Genomic DNA, 19,093 nt, shown 5'->3' with positions numbered 1-19,093 from the left:
CATTCTCACTGACTTGTCAACAAAGCCAGTCTGGCACATTGCGATGCCGTTGTGGGAGGGAGCATCCACCCCATCAAACTTGAACTGATCCTGAACGACCAGACAATCGACTTGGTTGCGGGCCAGATCGACATTGCCATCCGCCTTGCTCCTGCACCCAAGGGCGATCTGATCAGCACACGGCTCATGTCCACACAGTATCGCGTGGTGGCATCCCCGGACTATCTGGATCAACACGGCAGACCGCGGAAGCCGGAGGCACTGACAGACCATGCGTGCCTGCGCATGACCTTGCCGGACTACCGGACCGAGTGGCGGTTTCGGAAAAACCAGACCGAGACGATCGTCGGGGTCACAGGCCCGATCCTGATCTCAAACGCCTTGGCCCTGCGCACAGCCGCGCGGAACGGGTTAGGTCCTGCGCTGTTGGCAAACTGGATGACCGAAACCGATCTGGCGCAGGGCACTCTGGTCGATCTGTTTCCGGACCACGACGTAACGGCGACCACCTTCGATACGGGGGCGTGGCTGCTGTACCCAAGCCGTAACTATCTGCCCACCAAGGTGCGTGCCGTCATTGATTTCCTGCGCACCCAGTTGCGCTAGAACCCAATGCCGGTGTTGCGCTTGATTTCACGCAGGACAACATTGGTCTGCACACTGGCAACCGCGGATAGGCGGAACAGGAACGTCTCAAGAAAGGCGTTGTAAGCGTCCAGATCGCGGCACAGCACGCGCATCTGGTAGTCGGATTGGCCTGTGGTGGCATAGCATTCCACAACTTCACGCCGTGTCGACACCGCTTGGATAAAGGCGTTCAACTCGTCCTCGGAATGGCGGGCCAGTTGCACATGTACGATGGCCTGAAAGGTCAGTCCCGCCGCCGTCGGGTTCACGACCGCGCCATAGCGGTCGATGATACCTGCCTCCTCCAGCGCTTTCACCCGCCGCCAGCACGCGGACGGCGACATGCCAGCCTCATCCGCCAGATCAGCGTTGGAGATGCGGCTGTCCGCTTGAAGATGCTTCAAAAGGATGTGGTCGCGGTGATCCATCTTCATGTGGGTAATTTATCCATCTTGTAGACTGAAATCGATATGGTTTTTCACACATTAGGCCATTCGCAGAGAAACTGAAATCCTTTCCCACCCCGGAACCGCGATACTGTTGGAAAGGAGGCCGCACATGTCGGACCCGCGCCACCGCTTTGATCCCTACGCCCTCAACGACCGCTATGATCGCACGGAAGGGCCCGTGTTCCTGACCGGAACACAAGCGCTGGTGCGCATCATGCTGGATCAGGCGCGACAAGATCGGGCGGCCGGGCGCAACACGGCTGGTTTCATCTCGGGCTATCGCGGGTCGCCGCTTGGCGGGTTCGATCTGGAGCTGTGGCGGGCACAGCAGCGGACGGACGCCGCAGGCATCACATTCATGCCCGCCGTCAATGAAGACCTTGGAGCCACAGCCGTCCTTGGGGCGCAACAGGCCGTGCTGGATCCCGATTGCAAACATGATGGCATCTTCTCCATGTGGTACGGCAAGGGGCCGGGCGTGGACCGGTCCGGTGATGCGCTGAAACACGGCAACGCCTATGGCTCATCCCCGTTGGGGGGGGGTGTTGGTCGTCGCCGGGGATGATCATGGCTGTGTGTCATCCTCCATGCCGCACCAGTCCGATGTCGCCTTCATGACGTGGTTCATGCCCACGCTGAACCCGGCCTCGGTGGCCGAATACCTGACCTTTGGCGCGTGGGGCTTCGCGCTCAGCCGGTTTTCGGGAACATGGGTGGGGTTCAAGGCGATTTCGGAAACGGTCGAAAGCGGGGCATCGGTGATCCTGCCGCCCGTTCCAGTCTTTGCCCAACCGGACTACGTTGCCCCACCCGGTGGTCTGCATATCCGCCCGTCGGATTTGCCCAGCCCCGAGATCGAGGGGCGCATCGGTCACAAGCTGGACGCGGTACAGGCCTTTGCACAGGCCAACCCGGTTGACCGGCGCATCTATGATGTGCCTGACGCGCATTTCGGCTTTGTGACCACCGGCAAGGCACATCTGGACCTGATGGAAGCGCTGCGCCTTCTTGGCCTCGATGAAGCCACGTGCCGCGCCCACGGTATCGACATCTACAAGGTCGGCATGGTCTGGCCACTGGCCTTGCGCGACGCGCGCGCCTTTGTCCGTGGCAAGCGCGAGGTCATGGTGATCGAGGAAAAGCGCGGGATCATCGAAAGCCAGTTCAAAGAGGCGTTTTACGATCTGCCGCGTGACATACCAGAGCGCATGGTGGGCAAGCATGACGAAACCGGCGCCCCCTTGGTCCCGTGGACCGGAGAGCTGAGCCCCAAGCTGCTCGCTCCCCTGACCGCCAAACGATTGCACGCCTTCGTTCCCGATCTGGACCTGCCGACCCGAGCCAAAGCGCTGCAAACACCGCCAAAGCTGCTGAATGTCGAAGGCGCCACGCGCACCCCGTATTTCTGCTCGGGTTGTCCGCACAACACGTCGACCAAGGTGCCCGACGGGTCCAAGGCGGCGTCGGGTATCGGTTGCCATGTCATGGCCTCGTGGATGGACCGGGACACAGGCGGTTATGCGCAGATGGGCGGCGAGGGTGTGCCCTGGGTTGCGGCCTCGAAATTCAACGGCGGCAAGCATATCTTCCAGAACCTGGGCGAAGGCACATGGTATCACTCTGGGTCTTTGGCGATCCGACAGGCTGTCGCCGCAGGGACGAACATCACCTATAAAGTGCTCTACAACGATGCGGTCGCGATGACTGGCGGGCAGCCTGTTGACGGCCCGGTCAGTGCCGCCGGCATTGCGTGGTCCAGTCGGGCAGAAGGTGTAGACCGGATCGCCTTGGTGTCCGACGACATTGCCAAGTTTCCAAGGTCCGACTTTCCCCCGGGCACCAGCTTCCATGCCCGACAGGCGCTGGACGCTGTGCAGCGTGAGCTGCGCGAGGTGCCGGGTGTGACGGTTCTGATCTACGAACAGACTTGCGCCACCGAAAAGCGCCGTCGCCGCAAGCGGGGGGAATTACCGCCCGTCTCAACCTTTGCTGTGATCAACCCCGAGGTGTGCGAAGGCTGCGGCGATTGCTCGGTCGAAAGCAATTGCCTGAGCGTGGAGCCGTTGGAAACGCCCTTGGGGCGCAAGCGGCGCATCAACCAATCGACCTGCAACGCCGACATGTCCTGCCTCAACGGCTTCTGTCCCAGCTTTGTCACGGTCGAGGGTGCGACGCGGAAGACACCCAAAGCCTTGGAGTTTGATATAGAAGCCGCGCTTGGCGGCCTCCCCGAACCAACCCTCCCGCATCTGGACACACCCTTCGACCTGCTGGTCACCGGGGTGGGCGGAACGGGTGTCGTGACCGTCGGCGCCCTAATCACCATGGCGGCACATCTTGAGGGGCGCGGAGCTTCTGTTCTCGACTTCACCGGCTTTGCCCAGAAATTCGGAACGGTTCTCAGCTACATTCGCTTGGGGCAGACACCGGACTACTTGCATCAGGTGCGGATCGAAGAGGCGGCTGCAGATGCGGTTATCGGATGTGACATCGTGGTGTCATCAACCCCCAAGGCGTCGGCCCACTATCACACCGGCACGCGCATGGTCCTGAACCGGGCAGAAATGCCAACCGGTGACCTGGTCCTGCACCGCGACGCCAGCCTGCACGTCGACGATCGCGAGGCGGCCATTGCGGATGTGATCGGCGTGGATAACTTGACCACCTGCGATGCGAATGCGCTGGCGGAACGCATGCTAGGGGATAGCGTGTTTGCCAATGTCATGCTGCTGGGGATGGCATGGCAAAAGGGTCTCGTTCCCGTCAGTCAGATGGCCTTGAAGCAGGCCATTCACCTCAATGGCGTTGCAGTCGACAAGAACACCCGCGCCTTTGAGATGGGGCGCATCTGGGCGCATGATCCGGCAGACTTTGCCGTCCCCAGCCATTCACAGGCACTGCAAACCGTGGACGAGATCATCGCGCACCGCGCCGCGTTGCTGGTCGCCTATCAGGATGAAGCCTACGCGCAGCGCTACCGGGATATATTGAACCGCTCCACGGCAGGGTTTGACGACGAAAGCCAGCGCCTTGCCGCCAAGTCCCTCTACAAGCTGATGGCCTACAAGGACGAATACGAGGTTGCCCGGTTGCACACCGAAACGGGGTTCGCAGAAAAGCTGTCTGAGCAATTCGACGGCGACTTCAAGGTCCGCCACCATCTGGCGCCACCAGTCCTGTCATGGAAAACCGACGCGCGCGGCCGCCCACTGAAGCGCCGCTTTGGGCCATGGATGACCCGCGCGATGGTATTGCTGGCAAAAGGCAAACGCCTGCGCGGCACCGCGTTCGATCCGTTTGGCTACACGGCGGAACGGCGTGAAGAGCGGGCACTGATCGATTGGTATGTTTCGGGCCTCGACCGTCTCAGCCACGGCATCAAAGACCACCAAGCGGCCCGCGCATTCCTTGGCGCACCGCAGGAGTTTCGCGGCTTCGGCCCTGTCAAAGCCGACGCCGTCGCGCGGCTGAAACCGGAGGCTGATGTCGCTCTGGAGAAAGCTAGTAGTCGCTGACTAGAAGGTGTGTCGGGGCCACGTCCTCTTCGATGTCGGAAAACCGCCCGATGGGCTCGGCAAAGATATTGTCGGTCAGATCGTCGTTTACGGTCGACACCTCGTGAATCAGGCAATCGCCGCCCTCACCCCAAAAGGCGTGCCAGGTGGTGGGTGTCAGGGTCACGGACGCACCCACGGGCAGCTTCAAATGTCCCCCAGCAGGCAAGGTCACCGGAACGCCATCGGTCAGCACCTGAACGTCCGCCTTGCGATCCATCTGCCCCTCGGCATCGCAGGTGAACAGTTCCAGCACCAGCGTGGCCCCACCACGGTTGATGATATCCTCGGTCTTCAGCACATGGCGGTGCATCGGCGAAAGCTGATCCTGACGCGAGATCATCAGCTTCTCGGCATAAAGCATCGCGCCCTGCTGGCCCATTCCGGTCAGATCGCCATTGCGCATGGTGAACAGGAACAGGCCCATCTCATCAAAGCGGCCCTGCCCGTAATCCGTGATGTCCCAGCCGAGGCCCCGGTCCCGGATATGGGCGGCCTTGTCGCTGCGCATCTCGTCCGGTGTCCAGCCGCCAAAGGGCGGCACGGTCCAGCCGTGCTTGGTAAAGAACGCGGCCCCTTCGGCCAGGATGTCATTCACGCGGGATCGTTTCATGGGATCAGTCCAGTTCAGTTTGCCAGGGCGGGTTCGCCCCGGCGCGAGAGACGGTGATGGCGGCGGCACGGGCGGACAGGGTCAGCATATCCGTCAGCGTGACCTCGTCCAGCACTGCAACATCCGAAGGCGACAACGCGCCAGCGCGGCGCAGGGCGGCAAGGCAACCCGCATTGAACGTGTCACCAGCGCCAACTGTGTCAACGACCGTCGCCTTTTCCGCAGCGACCCGTACCCGTGTGCCATTTGACAGATGCGCCGTCGCTCCGTCGCCCCCTTCGGTCAGCAGAAGCAACTTCGGCCCCATGTTGAGTACGGCCTGCGTCTTGGCGTCCAGATCACCGTCGGACACCAGCCAGCCTATGTCATCATCCGACAGTTTCACAATGTCCGCGCGCTCGATCAGCTTGGTCAAACGGGCGCGATACCCGTCGTGATCAGAGACAAAGCCGGGGCGGATGTTCGGGTCCGCCATCACCAACCGGTCTTCGGGTTGGGACAGGGCCAAATCCAGCAGGCTGTCCGCCGCCGGCGGGTTGCAGAGAGAGATACCGCCGAAGAACATTGCCTCTGTCCCCGCGGGGACAGAGGCAATATCAACAGGTTGGATGTTCCGTGTCGCGGTTTCATCATCATAGAACGTGTAGGTGGCATTGCCTTGGTCCAGATGCACAAAGGCCAGCGTCGTGTTGCGGTTGCTGCGCACGGCATGGTCCGTTGAGACATGGCTGGCGGTCAGGTGATCCGCGATCATCCCGCCAAACAGGTCCGAGGACAGGCCGGTGACCAGCCCGACGGGTTCGCCCAAGCGGCCCAAGGCCACGGCGGTGTTCAGCACCGCGCCTCCGACATGCGGCACGTAAGCGCCGTGGGCATTCGGGATCATGTCGATCAGGGCTTCGCCCGCGCAAAGTATCATTGGTCTATCTCGTTCAATGTGAGGTCGGCAGTTGCCGAGTGAGTCAGCACGGTGGTGATATTCGGCACATCGTTGGTGTCAATCCATGCCTGTGCATCAGGCTTGCCATGTTCGGCCCAGCGGGCCTTCAGCCGGTCGATCAACAGATCCATCGGGGGGTGCAGCGCGATCGAGAATGTCCAGAGATCGTGCAGCTTGGTCCAGGGCGGCGTGTCGAGAAGCAGGTAGTTTCCCTCGACCAGCACCGTGCTGCATCTTGCCTCGACCCGTCCCGCGCCTGCTACGGCGATTTCGCGGGTGCGGTCAAAGACTGGAAACACAATCGGGTCGGGTGATTGCAGGGCGGTTATCAGCCGGCAAAAGCCATCTGCATCGAACGTGTATGGTGCGCCCTTGCGGTTGCGCGTCCCATCGCGTTCCAGCAGGCAGTCGTCAAGGTGAAACCCATCCATGGGCACCACGGCGGCGTGCTCGCCTTGCTGTGACAGCCGCGCGGCAAGGATTTCTGCCAGCGTGCTCTTTCCGCTCGCAGGCGGACCCGCCACGGCCACAAGACGCCTGTGTGGTGCAGCGGGCCGATCAAGGATCTGCGCACAGATCTGGTCGAAGGTCATCTACGCTGCTATCTCCGGGACCGCCGCGCCGGTCATGTAAGCAACAGCGTCGGACATCGAATGATCCTTGGGGTCGATTACACATAGGCGCTTGCCCAACCGGTGCACATGGATGCGGTCGGCCACTTCGAAAACGTGCGGCATGTTGTGGCTGATCAGGATAATTGGGATGCCCCGCGACCGCACATCAAGGATCAACTCAAGCACCTTGCGGCTTTCCTTGACCCCGAGGGCTGCCGTCGGCTCGTCAAGGATCACGACCTTGGACCCAAAAGCTGCTGCGCGCGCCACGGCGACCCCCTGACGCTGACCACCAGACAGGCTTTCGACCGCCTGATTGATGTTCTGGATCGTCGCAAGCCCCAGCTCGCTCAGCTTTTGGCGGGCAAACTTCTCCATCGCCTGCTTGTCGAGACGGCGAAACACCTTGCCCATGATCCCGGGTTTGCGCAACTCGCGCCCCATGAACATGTTATCCGCAATGGACAGGGCAGGGGACATGGCAAGCTGCTGGTAGACGGTTTCGATCCCTTCCTCGCGCGCCTCGATGGGCGAGCGGAACTTGACCTCGCGCCCCTCCAGCCACACCTGCCCTTCGTCCGGGACAACCGCGCCCGACACGGCCTTGATCATCGAAGATTTGCCCGCCCCGTTGTCGCCGATCACGGCAAGGATTTCGCCAGGCATGAGGTCAAAGTCGGCATGGTCAAGCGCTGTGACCTTGCCATAGCGTTTGACGAGGTTGCGGGCTTTGAGAATGGGTTCGGTCATGCCGCCACCTTCCGTATCCATTGATCGACTGCGACGGCTGCGATGATCAGCATGCCGATCAGCATAAATGTCCATTGCGGGTCTGCCCCGGCCATCCGTAGGCCCAGTTCGAACACGCCCACGATGAGGGCACCAAAGAGTGCACCTGCAATTGAACCACGGCCGCCAAAGAGAGAGATGCCGCCGATCACCACGGCGGTGATGGATTGAATGTTGCCAATCACTCCGGTCGTTGCGGAGGGAGAGATCGACCCGAACCGCCCGATCATCACCCAGCCCGCAAGCGCGCAGATGAACCCGGCGGCCATGTAGACGGACATGTAGGTCTTGTGCACGTCGACGCCGGACAGTTCTGCCGCCTCGGGGTCATCCCCGACAGCATAGACATGTCGACCCCACGCGGTAGATCGCAAGGCATAGGCCAGCACGATGAACAGGGCGATCATGCCCAGAACGCCAAGGGTGAATGTCGCACCGCCAAACTGGATCTTGGTCCCGAGGAATTGGAGAAAGGAAGCCTCCGCCTCGATGTCCTGCGACCGGATGGTTTCGTTGGCGGAATAGAGATAATTCGCGGCCAGCACGATCTGCCACATACCCAGTGTGACGATGAAAGGTGGCAGTTTCATGCGGCTGACCAACCATCCACTGATCGCGCCCAGCGTGGTACCAACCGCCAGACCGATGGCAACAGAGACAGCAGGTGGCACACCGTAGCTGAACGTCGCCTTGCCCATCACAACGGTGCACAGCACCGCGATGGCACCGACGCTCAGGTCAATCCCTGCTGTCAGGATGATCAGCGTTTGCGCTGCGGCCAGCACGCCCACGATCTGCACCTGTTGCAGGATCAGTGTCAGGGCAAAGGGCGAGAAAAAACGCGAGCCCAGCAGAATGCCAAAGAGCGCTATGGAAAAGATCAGCACGATCAGTGGCACCAGTGATGGCGTCTGATGCAGCGTATGCTGCACGCGCCCAACAAGGCCACGACGATGATCCTCGAACTCTGCGACGGTTGCATCGGCTGAAGTGGCTGCGGCTTCGTAGTTGTCCGATTGGGTCATGGGTGGTCCCGATGTCAGGCAATGAAATGGGGCAGGCGACGTGCCCCCCCCCAAGTATAGCTTAGTTCTTGTTGGTATTGGGAGGCCGGTGAGGCACCGGCGCTCCGCAATTTGATCTGCTTTCGCTGATCAGCCCCAGCACAGGTCCTTGCCTTCGGAGACCGAGATGCTCTCGACCCCGTCGGCAGGCTTGTCTGTCACCAACGCCACGCCCGTGTCAAAGAACGCCTTGCCATCGGTAGCTTCGGGCTTGGTCCCGTCAGCGGCCCAGGCAGCAATCGCCTCAATCCCCAAGGATGCCATCAGAAGCGGGTATTGCTGCGATGTCGCGCCAATCACGCCATCGGCCACGTTCTGTACGCCGGGGCAGCCACCGTCGACGGACACGATCAGCACATCGTTTTCACGGCCAATGGCTTTCAGCGCCTCATAGGCACCGGCAGCGGCGGGTTCGTTGATGGTGTAGACCACGTTGATGAACGGGTCCTTGGCCAAAAGGTTCTCCATCGCGCGGCGGCCACCTTCCTCGTTCCCAGCGGTGACGTCATTGCCGACGATGCGGGCGTCGGTTTCGTCGCCCCACTTGTTGGGATCACCGACGTCGATGCCGAACCCGGTCAGGAAGCCCTGATCGCGCAGCACGCCAACGGTCGGCTGGCTGATCGCGAGGTCGAGCATGCCGATCTTGGCGTCTGCTGCTGCATCCCCAAGGCTCGCGGCGGCCCATGCGCCAATCAGCTCACCAGCCAGAAAATTGTCGGTGGCGAATGTCATGTCGGCGGCATCAATGGGCTCAAGCGGGGTGTCGAGCGCAATGACCAACAGGCCCGCGTCACGTGCCTGTTGGACGACAGGCACAATGCTGGCGGTGTCCGAGGCAGTCAGCAGGATGCCCTTGGCACCGTTGGCGATGCAAGTTTCGATGGCCTGCACTTGCGTCTCGTGGTCGCCATCCACCTTACCCGCGAACGAGCTGAGGTTGATGCCAAGCTCTTCCGCCTTTGCGGTGGCGCCTTCGCGCATCTTGACGAAGAACGGATTGGTGTCGGTTTTTGTGATCAGACAGGCCGAAATCGCGTGCCCATCTGCCAATGCAGCGCCCGCCATCGTGGTCAAGGCACAGGCTGTGCCCAGCAAGAGTTTCTTCATGGTGTCCTCCCAGTCGTTGTCGGATCGGGAAAATGCCCGACCCAAACTGACCCAAGGGAAACGCGATTCTGTGATCCTGTCAATTAATAATTCAACTTGATTTATTAATTGACGCGCGCAAAGATTGATGAAGGGAGGATACGGTCAGATGACACTAGACCACGTGCGCACCCTGTCCGGAGGTATCAACCAGACCGGCGTGCGCGCTTACAATGAACGGCTGATCCTATCGATCCTGCAGCGCAACAACGGACTGCCGGGCAGGGATCTTGCGCGACGGACCGGTCTGTCGCCACAGACCGCATCCGTGATCCTGCGCAAGCTGGAACAGGACGGTCTGCTGCTGAAAGGCGATCCGGTCAAAGGCAAGGTGGGCAAGCCGTCAGTGCCGTACTTGCTGAACGCGGACGGCGTGTTTTCTATTGGGCTCAAGATCGGGCGACGAACCGCCGATCTGCTTGTGCTGGATGCGCTTGGACAGGTGCGCCATCAGCTACGCGACACCTATGACTATCCGCTGCCCAACGCTGTCTTTGCCTTTCTGCGTGACGGGTTTGCGCGGTTGATGGACGACATGGACGATAACACCTGCGCGCGCTTGTGTGGCGTTGGCATTGCGGCCCCATTTGAGCTGTGGAGCTGGCACGAATTGCTGGATGCTCCGGCCGACGAGTTCGCCGCTTGGAAAGACGCCGATTTCGTCGCCGAGGTGGGGCGCATCACTGATCTGCCGGTGCGCATGGTCAATGACGCCACCGCTGCCTGCCGCGCCGAGCATGTGTTCGGCATAGGGCGCGAGTATCGGGACTACATCTACTTCTTCCTGGGGGCTTTTGTCGGCGGGGGCGTGGTGCTGGATCACGCCGTGTTCGAGGGCAATCAGAAGAACGCAGGTGCCTTCGGAACGATGCCGGTGGCGGACTTGCGGGGCAGGCCCGCGCATTTGATTGACCTAGCGTCGATCCGAACGCTCGAGCTGCGTCTGATCGAGGCCAGGCAAGACCCCCGGCAACTGTGGGAACAACCGCAGGACTGGTCCCATCTGGAAGCCTTTGTTCAGCCGTGGTTGGAGCAGGCGGCCGACGCCTTGGCACTGGCCAGTGTGGCGTCATGCGCGGTGATCGACGTCGAGGCTGTGGTAATCGATGGCGCCATGCCCAACAGCATACGCGCACGGTTGGTAGAGATGACCCGTGCCGCGCTTGCGACAAAGGACATGCGTGGTTTGATCCCGCCGGTGACGGTCGCCGGGCAGATCGGTGGCAATGCACGAGGAATTGGGGCAGCTGCCGGACCGATCATCGGGCAATTGCTGCTGGATCGGTCCGCGGCTCTGTTTGATCAGGGTTAAGGCGCAGGGACGCCCATACCGTCAGCGATAGTACAGCGATTGACCGTCCGAGAAGAGTTGCACCTTCTCGGGCGCGGCAGTCACCTTGACGGATTTGCCGCGCAAATCCTTGTGGATGCCGGGCATCTTGGCCAGCACGGCCTGCTTGCCCTCGGGTGCTTCGAAATACAGGATCGTGACTTCGCCCAAAGCTTCGGTGAAATCGACCTTGCCTTCAAACACGGCGTCACCATCGGTTTCGACCATATCTTCGGGACGGACCCCTACATTGACCTGCATCCCCTTGTCGCCATCCTGCGTCGGTACGGCCGAAGTGATGACGGACCCGTTGCCCATCTTCACCTTGGTCTGTGCGCCGGTCTCGACAATCTCGCCCGGTAGCAGGTTCATCGAGGGCGAGCCGATGAACTGGGCCACGAACTCGTTCTCGGGGCGTTCATAGAGATCAAGGGGCGAACCCGCCTGCGCGATGCCCTTGTCGGCCAGAACCACGATGCGGCTGGCAAGGGTCATGGCTTCGACCTGATCATGCGTCACGTAGATCATGGTGGAGTCGGGCATCGACTCTTTCAACTGCGCAATCTCGATCCGTGTGGCGACGCGCAGGGCGGCGTCGAGGTTCGAAAGCGGTTCGTCGAACAGGTACACCTTGGGATCGCGCACGATGGAGCGGCCAATGGCAACCCGCTGACGCTGACCACCGGACAGGGCCTTGGGCAGCCGATCCAGATAGGGCTCAAGCTGCAGGATACGCGCAGCGCGGTTCACCGCCTCGTCAATCTCTGACTGCGATTTCTTTGCCAGCTTCAGGGCAAAAGTCATGTTATCCCGCACGGTCATGTGCGGATAAAGCGCGTAGGACTGGAACACCATGGCGATGCCGCGCTGGGCGGGTGGCACGTCATTCACGACGGTCCCGTCAATCTCAAGCGTGCCGCCGGTGATCTTTTCCAGCCCTGCGATCATGCGCAGCAGCGTGGACTTGCCGCATCCGGACGGGCCGACAAAGACAATCAGCTCGCCTTTTTCGATGTCGAGGTTGATGTTGTTGAGCACGTTGACCGTGCCGCCATATGTCTTTTCGACATCTGTCAGTTTCAAGTCGGCCATGGTTGGTCCCTCCCTTCGGGCGCCCGGTCAGGACCGGGCCCCGTTCTCCTCGTTTGCGTCTTCAAGGCCAGCGCCACCTGCCACGCGCCCAGATGGACATGCCCATCGGGGCTGGGGGCGGTGCTGCCCAGTTCTGACCCGATGGTGACCCACGCCCCATCAGGCAGGTCCAGCGTGGCCGGTTCGTCGCTCAGGTTCACGGCGCAAAAGATCACCTGACCATCATGTGTCCGGGTGAAATGCACCACGTCACCGGTCGCCTTGACCTCGTCATGCGCACCTTTCGACAGCGCCTTGTGGGCGTGGCGCAGGGCGATGGCCTTGCGATAGTGATGCAGCAGGGCGGTGGGGTCATGTTCCTGCGTTGATACTGCGTTGTGCAGATGATCACGGCTGACCGGCAGCCACGGCTCACCGGTGGTGAACCCGCCATGACTGTTCGATGGCTCCCACACCATCGGGGTGCGGCACCCGTCGCGACCCTTGAACTCGGGCCAGAATTCGATGCCATAAGGGTCCTGCAGGTCTTCAAAGGCCACGTCGGCCTCCGGCAGACCCAGCTCTTCGCCTTGGTACAGGCAGACCGAGCCGCGCAGGCACAGGATCAGCGTTGCATAGGCGCGCATCGCGGCGGGGGACAGGTCCCACCGGCTGGCATGGCGGATGACGTCGTGGTTGGAAAATGCCCAACAGGCCCAGCCATCCGTGGCCACATCGTCCACCTTGTTCAGTACCTCGACAACACGGGCAGCGGTCAATGGATCCTTGGCGAGGAATTCGAAGGCATAGCACATCTGTACGCGCTCATCGCCCTCGGTGTACTGGCCCATGATCTCAAGCCCGCGCTGCGCGTCACCCACTTCGCCCACGGCAGCGGCGCCGGGATATTCGTCCAGCAGTGACCGGAACCGCTCCAGGAACTCCAGGTTCTCGATCTGGTTCTTGGAATACAGGTGTTCCTGGTGGTTATACGGGTTCACCGACGGGGCAATGGTTGCGTTGCGCTGTTCGGGTGGCAGGGCCGGATTGTCGCGCAAGTCCTTGTCGGCGTAGTAGAAGTTGATCGTGTCCAGACGGAAACCGTCCACGCCACGATCCAGCCAGAAGCGGGTCACATCCAGCAGCGCATCCTGTACTTGCACGTTGTGGAAATTCAGGTCGGGCTGTGTCGATAGGAAATTGTGCAGGTAATACTGCTCGCGCCGCGGCTCCCACGTCCAGGCAGGACCGCCAAAGATCGACAGCCAGTTGTTGGGCGGCGTGCCATCGGGCTTGGGATCGGACCAGACATACCAATCGGATTTGTCATTGCTGCGGTCGGTATGGCTCTCTGCAAACCACGGGTGTTGGTCTGAGGTGTGCGACAGGACCAGATCAATCATCACGCGCAGGCCCAAGGCATGCGCCGTCTCGACCAGCGCGTCGAAATCGGCCAGTGTGCCGAACATCGGGTCAACGCCGCGATAGTCGCTGACGTCGTAACCGAAATCCTTCATCGGCGAGGTGAAGAAGGGCGAAATCCAGATCGCATCAACCCCAAGCGACGCAACATAGGGCAGGCGGCTGGTGATCCCGTTCAGATCACCGATGCCATCGCCATTGCTGTCCTGGAAACTGCGCGGATAAATCTGATAGATCACCGCCCCGCGCCACCAGTCCTTGTCCGCCACAAGAGTCCGAGCCATGTCGAATTCCGCTTTCTTGTTCATCCACTAAATCCTATTTAACCGACCCGGCCAGCAGACCGCGCACCAGGTACTTCTGCATTGCAAAGAACACGCACAGCGGCACCGCAATCGACACGAAAGCCGCCGTCGCAAGGATTTCCCAGTTGCCACCCCTTGTGCCCAGCAAATTCACGATCTGGTCGGTCATCACTGTCGTCTGCCCCGTGGCGTCAATCAGGAACACCTTGGCCACCAGCAGGTCGTTCCAGGTCCACAGGAACTGGAAGATCGCAAAGGACGCCAAGGCGGGGAACGACAGTGGGAGGATGATCTTGGTAAAGATCTGAAAATCCGTCGCGCCGTCCACCTTGGCGTTTTCGATGATGTCGCGGGGCAGGCCAACCATGTAATTTCGCAAGAGGTATATCGCCAGCGGAAGGCCAAAGCCCGTATGGGCCAGCCAGACGCCCAGATACCCTTTGCCGATGCCAATGCCGACGTGCAGTTTCAGCAGCGGGATCAGCGCCAATTGTAGCGGCACCACCAACAGGCCCACGACACAGGCAATCAGGATCGCCCGACCGGGGAAATCCATCCACGCCAGCGCATAGGCGGCAAAAGCGGCCACAACGATGGGAATGATGGTGGCCGGAATGGTCACGGTCAGCGTGTTGAAAAACGCCTTGGCCATGTTGTCGTTGCTGTCACCACTGGTCATGATGTTCACATAGTTCTCGGTCGTGAACTCGGGCGGTGAGACGGCCGTGACAAAGGCACGCTGCCCCCGGCCACTGATCTGCTCGTCATTGCCCGACCAGACATAGTTGCCTTCCGCGTCGACCGAGAATGTCTCGCCATCGCCCAGATCCGCCACGTCACCCGCCTGATAGGCATCAACAGCGCGGGACGATGTGCCCCAGCTTTGAATTTCACCCGGCGCGCCGTTGTCGCCAAAGAAGTTGCCCTCAACCACGAACAGGTCTCCGCGCTGTACACGATTTTCATCGGGGTCTGCGGCGCGATACCGTTCTGTCTGTTCTGACGGAAACAGGGATGCCCACCAGCCCGATCCGACGATCTGATCCGCCGTGCGGAACGAGGACACCAGCAAGCCGAAGGTCGGGAACACCCACAAGGCGACAAGCAGCACGACCGAGATGTTGACCACCCAGCCCAGAGACGATTTGGAACCAGCTATATTGTCCATTATTTCATCTCCTTACGGGCGTTGTAGACGTTCCAGACCAGGATCGGGGACACCATGATCATGATGATGATCGCGGATGCCGATCCCACGCCCCAATCGTTGGCGCGGAACAGTTTGTCGAACATGTAATTGGCCAGCACCTGCGTCTCCCACTGGCCGTTGGTCATCGCGAACACGATGTCGAACACCTTGAGGACGGTGATGGTGATGGTTGTCCAGACCACCACGATGGTGCCCATGATCTGCGGCACCTTGATCTTGAAGAAAATCTGGAACGGGTTGGCCCCATCGACGATGGCCGCTTCAACCGTTTCTTCGGGGATGCCACGCAGGGCGGCAGACAGGATCACCATGGCAAAGCCGGTCTGGATCCAGATCAGCACGACCATCAAGAGGAAGCTGTTCCAGAACGGAATGGTCAGCCATGTCTGCGGCTGGCCGTAGGGGTAGTCGAAGGTGAAAATACCCACGAGCGAGGTCAGCGACAGATACACGAGGTAAAGCGCCGCAACACCCACGAACAGGCGCAAGGGCACGTATCCGGCCCCGCCGCCCCGCTGTTTACTTTCGGCAATGGGGCGCACGAAAATCCGGCCGACATAGGCGACAATCGCGGCAAAGGCCAAAAGCATGATGGCAGGCAGCACCTGCAGGAAAAGGAACGACCCGATGCCGCCCTCGAATTGCAGCCAGACCGAATTCAGCACACCGATCTGGTTCTGATCCGCAGGCCGTGCCTCGTAGACCAGCTTGAAGATCACGCCCGCGCCCACAAAGGAAATCGCCATCGGCATGAAGATCAGCGATTTGGCGGCCGATCCCCATTTGATGCGGTCAGTAAGCTGTGCGGCCAGCAGGCCAAACGCCGTCGAGGCGGCAGGCACAACGATCAACCACAGCAGGTTGTTGCGCAGGGCCTCCCAGAACTTGGGCTCGGCCATCATCTGGTTGTAATTGGCAAGGCCGACAAAGGCGCCGCCTTGATCCCGGTCGGTCAGGGACAAGCGCAGCGTTTCGAAAACGGGGTAGGCCAGGTAAAGACCCAGCGCGAACATGGCCGGGAACAGGAACAGCCAGGGGCGCACGATGTTGGCCCGGTTGATGTTCTGACCCGCTTGCGGCCCTTTCGCCGGAAAGATCACCTTGTCGAGGATCTGGTTCGATCCCCAGAAATACAAAAGACATCCGCCGACGCCGGCGAGAATGGTCACAAGTCCCAACAGTGCAGGGTTCATCTGGCTTCCTCCCTAGGGGCGAGGCCCGGTTTTTAGGGGTCTCTCGCGACCGGCGCAGGCCGGTTCGTGGGACCAGCCCGCACGCGGCGGACTGGTCTGTCTTTTGTGAGGTCGACGCTTACTTCAATGCGTCCCAGCTGGACTGGATTTCGCCTGCCACGGTGGCCGCATCTTTGCCACCAGCGTAGTCAACCATTCCGGTCCAGAACGTTCCGGCACCAACGCCACCAGGCATCAGGTCCGACCCGTCAAAGCGGAAGGTCGTGGCACCCAGCAGAACTTCACCCAGCGCACGCAGCGTGTCGTCCTTGTAGGCGTCCAGGTTCACACCGTTGTGGGGGGTGAGGAAGCCGGTTTGCGCCATCATAAGCTCGTGGCTGATCGGCTCCTGGAAGAACTCCATGAGGGCATTTGCGCCATCCGACGGATCGGTGATTGCCATCAGCGTACCGCCACCCAGAACCGGGTCGCCCAGATCCTTCTCTGCATAAGAGGGGAAGTAGAAGAAGTTGGTGTCGACACCAAACTCCACATCTTCCGGGAAGAAGGCGGGCACGAACGATGCCTGACGGTGCATGTAGCACTGCGGCGGCGAGGTGAAGAGGCCCTTGGGCGAGTCGCGGAAGTCGGTCGATGCAACGGCACCGGACCCACCGGCAACCTTGGCATCATCACGTGCAAACCAGCCGAACTCCTCGATCGCGGCAACGACACGCTCGTCGTCAAACGGGATCTCGTTGCTGGTCCACTGGTCATAGACGTCTGGCGACACGGTGCGCAGCATCATGTCCTCGACCCAGTCGGTCGCAGGCCAGCCTGTCGCGGCACCTGATCCCAGACCGATGCACCACGGCGTGTCCCCGTCGGCGACGATCTGATCCGTCAGCGCCTTCAGGTCTTCCATGGTTTCCGGCACGTCATAGCCAGCATCCTCGAAGTTCTCGGGGTTGTACCAGACCAGCGATTTGACGTTCACGTTGTAGAAGAAGCCAAACACCTGATCGTTGCCATCGGCATCCGCATAGGTGCCCAGATCAACCCAGGACTGACCGGCGGCATAGTTTTCCTTGACCCAGTCACCCATGCCTTCAGGCAGGGGATGCAGCTGGCCTTTGCCCGCCATCACAGCAGCCAGACCCGGCTGCGGGAACACGGCGATGTTCGGGGCCGAACCGGCCTCGGCATCGATCACGATCTGCTGCTCGAAGCTGTCGGATCCGGTGTAGATCACATCGGCGCCGGTGGCGGCTTCGAAATAGGCCAGAGCGTTGTTCAGATAGCCATCCTCGGGCGTCAGCCAGGGGCCGAACACGGTGATGGTCTGACCGCTCAGGTCAGGGGCATTTTCAGCCCATGCGTCATAGCTGTCCCAGCTGAACGGGCCTTCGCCCGGTGCAAAGGCCAGATGGCCGTCGGCCTGTGCCGATGCAGCCGTGATAGCCAACGCCGCGGCGCTGGCCAGAAGTTTCGTTGTCATTCTGGTCGTCCTCCCATTCGTGTTCAAATCCAACATGCTGATTGACCAGTTCATGCCCGCTTTCACACTTGTCAAAGCGCTTTGGAATGCCGTGAACGTTGCCGAAAATCCGCGTCCTGTCAAACACTGACCTGCGGTCGATGCAAAATAGTTTAACACGTCAGACGGGAGGAATGAGATGTTTTGACGTTAGCGCAACCAGCCGTTAGCTTCACGATATCTAAAGCGCTTTGGAACGAATCCGCCTGTGAATCTTAAGGAACTGTCATCTTTATTGGGTCTTAGCCAGACAACGGTGAGCCGGGCACTGAACGGTTATCCCGAGGTGTCCGAGAAAACCCGCGCCCGCGTGGTTCAGGCGGCGCAGGCGCACGCCTACAGCCCCAATACCCGGGCCCAGGGCCTCGCCACCGGTCATTCCAAGTGCATCGGCCACGTGATTTCCGTGAGTGATTCGGCGGAAATGGTGAACCCGATCTTCGGCGACTTCATGGCCGGGGCGGGTGAAACCTACTCCGCCCACGGATACGATATGATGGTCACGCGGGTGGGCACGCAGGATGAGGCGGATACCTACCGCAGTCTCAAGGCCCGCGGCGCAGTTGATGGCATCGTGGTGCACGCCCCGCGCCGCAATGATGCCCGGTTGGCCCTGCTCGACAAGATCGGGCTGCCCTACGTCGTCCATGGCCGCTCCACCGGTATCAAGACGCCTTACTCGTGGCTCGATGTGAACAACACCCGCGCCTTTTCCGAGGCGACGTCCTATCTCGCGAGCCTTGGCCACAGTCGCATCGCGCTTATCAACGGGCAGGAAACGATGGATTTCGCCATCCGCCGCCGCTCGGGTTACGAATCCTCTCTGCGCTTCGCAGGCCTCTCCATCGACTCGGCGCTGATGAGCACGGGCGAGATGACCGAAGCCTACGGCTATACGCAAGCCAACGCGATGCTGGAGCTCGACCAGCCGCCCACCGCCTTCCTTGCCGCCTCGATCATCTGTGCCGCCGGCATCCGCCGCGCGCTGGACGAACGCGGCCTGCGGGTGGGGCAGGACGTGTCCATCGCCACGTTCGACGATTGCCTGAGCTATTTTGGTAATGGCGGCGACCAACCCGTGTTCACCGCTTGGCAGTCTTCCGTGCGGGCGGCAGGGGCCACGCTGGCCCAAATGCTCATTGACCGAATTCGTGCCCCGCACGCCCCGCATATCACCACACTCTGGGAGGCCGAGTTTGTCTTGGGCGCCTCCACCGGCTCGGCACCGGGCACATCCAAGGACTGAT

General features: G+C 60.9%; 15 protein-coding genes and 1 pseudogene. 4 read left to right on the top strand and 12 right to left on the bottom strand.

The window, feature by feature from the left end; genetic code table 11:
- Window positions 1-51 precede the first annotated feature (51 nt).
- Window positions 52-606 carry a substrate binding domain-containing protein gene (locus tag Q1A75_RS13400; protein ID WP_299550208.1) on the top strand — a complete coding sequence of 185 codons (555 nt, stop codon included), beginning with the start codon at window positions 52-54 and terminating at the stop codon, window positions 604-606.
- On the opposite strand, the gene Q1A75_RS13395 is transcribed toward Q1A75_RS13400, so the two are convergent.
- Window positions 603-1,061: an Lrp/AsnC family transcriptional regulator gene (locus Q1A75_RS13395; protein WP_299550210.1), complete on the bottom strand. Its 459-nt coding sequence runs from the start codon at window positions 1,059-1,061 to the stop codon at window positions 603-605. The two genes, Q1A75_RS13400 and Q1A75_RS13395, sit on opposite strands and share 4 nt — an antisense overlap.
- Before the next feature lie 124 nt (window positions 1,062-1,185).
- Between Q1A75_RS13395 and Q1A75_RS13390 the strand changes: the two are divergent.
- Window positions 1,186-4,591: pseudogene (locus tag Q1A75_RS13390) on the top strand (indolepyruvate ferredoxin oxidoreductase family protein).
- On the opposite strand, the gene Q1A75_RS13385 reads toward Q1A75_RS13390, so the two are convergent.
- The 6 genes from Q1A75_RS13385 to Q1A75_RS13360 all read right to left on the bottom strand — a co-directional run bounded on the left by Q1A75_RS13385 (window position 4,578) and on the right by Q1A75_RS13360 (window position 9,760).
- Window positions 4,578-5,243 carry a D-lyxose/D-mannose family sugar isomerase gene (locus Q1A75_RS13385; RefSeq protein ID WP_299550212.1) on the bottom strand — a complete coding sequence of 222 codons (666 nt, stop codon included), beginning with the start codon at window positions 5,241-5,243 and terminating at the stop codon, window positions 4,578-4,580. The pseudogene Q1A75_RS13390 and the gene Q1A75_RS13385 sit on opposite strands and share 14 nt — an antisense overlap.
- 4 nt (window positions 5,244-5,247) lie before the next feature.
- Window positions 5,248-6,162: a carbohydrate kinase gene (locus Q1A75_RS13380; RefSeq protein ID WP_299550214.1), complete on the bottom strand. Its 915-nt coding sequence runs from the start codon at window positions 6,160-6,162 to the stop codon at window positions 5,248-5,250.
- On the bottom strand, window positions 6,159-6,776 hold the full coding sequence (locus tag Q1A75_RS13375; protein WP_299550215.1) for an AAA family ATPase: 618 nt from the start codon (window positions 6,774-6,776) through the stop codon (window positions 6,159-6,161). Before Q1A75_RS13375 ends, Q1A75_RS13380 begins: the two co-directional genes overlap by 4 nt.
- On the bottom strand, window positions 6,777-7,547 hold the full coding sequence (locus Q1A75_RS13370; RefSeq protein ID WP_299550218.1) for an ATP-binding cassette domain-containing protein: 771 nt from the start codon (window positions 7,545-7,547) through the stop codon (window positions 6,777-6,779).
- On the bottom strand, window positions 7,544-8,611 hold the full coding sequence (locus Q1A75_RS13365; RefSeq protein ID WP_299550220.1) for an ABC transporter permease: 1,068 nt from the start codon (window positions 8,609-8,611) through the stop codon (window positions 7,544-7,546). The genes Q1A75_RS13370 and Q1A75_RS13365 overlap by 4 nt, the downstream gene beginning before the upstream one ends.
- Before the next feature lie 129 nt (window positions 8,612-8,740).
- A complete protein-coding gene (locus tag Q1A75_RS13360) occupies window positions 8,741-9,760 on the bottom strand; it encodes a sugar ABC transporter substrate-binding protein (protein WP_299205425.1) in 1,020 nt (339 codons plus the stop codon).
- 148 nt (window positions 9,761-9,908) lie between these two features.
- On the opposite strand from Q1A75_RS13360, the gene Q1A75_RS13355 reads away from it, so the two are divergent.
- Complete coding sequence (locus tag Q1A75_RS13355) at window positions 9,909-11,111, top strand: ROK family transcriptional regulator (protein ID WP_299550222.1); 1,203 nt, start codon at window positions 9,909-9,911, stop codon at window positions 11,109-11,111.
- Window positions 11,112-11,132: 21 nt separating this feature from the next.
- Here the strand turns inward: Q1A75_RS13355 and ugpC are convergent, their stop codons facing one another.
- The 5 genes from ugpC to Q1A75_RS13330 all read right to left on the bottom strand — a co-directional run bounded on the left by ugpC (window position 11,133) and on the right by Q1A75_RS13330 (window position 17,807).
- Window positions 11,133-12,221, bottom strand: a complete 1,089-nt coding sequence (gene ugpC / locus Q1A75_RS13350; RefSeq protein WP_299550224.1) for a sn-glycerol-3-phosphate ABC transporter ATP-binding protein UgpC — start codon at window positions 12,219-12,221, stop codon at window positions 11,133-11,135.
- Complete coding sequence (locus tag Q1A75_RS13345) at window positions 12,209-13,930, bottom strand: alpha-amylase family glycosyl hydrolase (RefSeq protein WP_299550225.1); 1,722 nt, start codon at window positions 13,928-13,930, stop codon at window positions 12,209-12,211. The genes ugpC and Q1A75_RS13345 overlap by 13 nt, the downstream gene beginning before the upstream one ends.
- Before the next feature lie 10 nt (window positions 13,931-13,940).
- Window positions 13,941-15,095: a carbohydrate ABC transporter permease gene (locus tag Q1A75_RS13340; RefSeq protein WP_299550227.1), complete on the bottom strand. Its 1,155-nt coding sequence runs from the start codon at window positions 15,093-15,095 to the stop codon at window positions 13,941-13,943.
- The gene (locus Q1A75_RS13335) at window positions 15,095-16,330 is read right to left on the bottom strand and encodes a sugar ABC transporter permease (RefSeq protein WP_299550229.1); all 1,236 of its coding nucleotides are present in this window, start codon (window positions 16,328-16,330) and stop codon (window positions 15,095-15,097) included. Before Q1A75_RS13335 ends, Q1A75_RS13340 begins: the two co-directional genes overlap by 1 nt.
- A 118-nt stretch (window positions 16,331-16,448) precedes the next feature.
- On the bottom strand, window positions 16,449-17,807 hold the full coding sequence (locus tag Q1A75_RS13330; protein ID WP_299550231.1) for an ABC transporter substrate-binding protein: 1,359 nt from the start codon (window positions 17,805-17,807) through the stop codon (window positions 16,449-16,451).
- Between the two features lie 247 nt (window positions 17,808-18,054).
- Between Q1A75_RS13330 and Q1A75_RS13325 the strand changes: the two genes are divergently transcribed.
- A complete protein-coding gene (locus Q1A75_RS13325; RefSeq protein WP_299550233.1) occupies window positions 18,055-19,092 on the top strand; it encodes a substrate-binding domain-containing protein in 1,038 nt (345 codons plus the stop codon).
- Window position 19,093 lies beyond the last annotated feature (1 nt).

Source organism: uncultured Tateyamaria sp., from assembly GCF_947504105.1.
GTDB lineage: Bacteria > Pseudomonadota > Alphaproteobacteria > Rhodobacterales > Rhodobacteraceae > Tateyamaria.
This window is presented reverse-complemented; position numbering and strand designations above follow the sequence as displayed.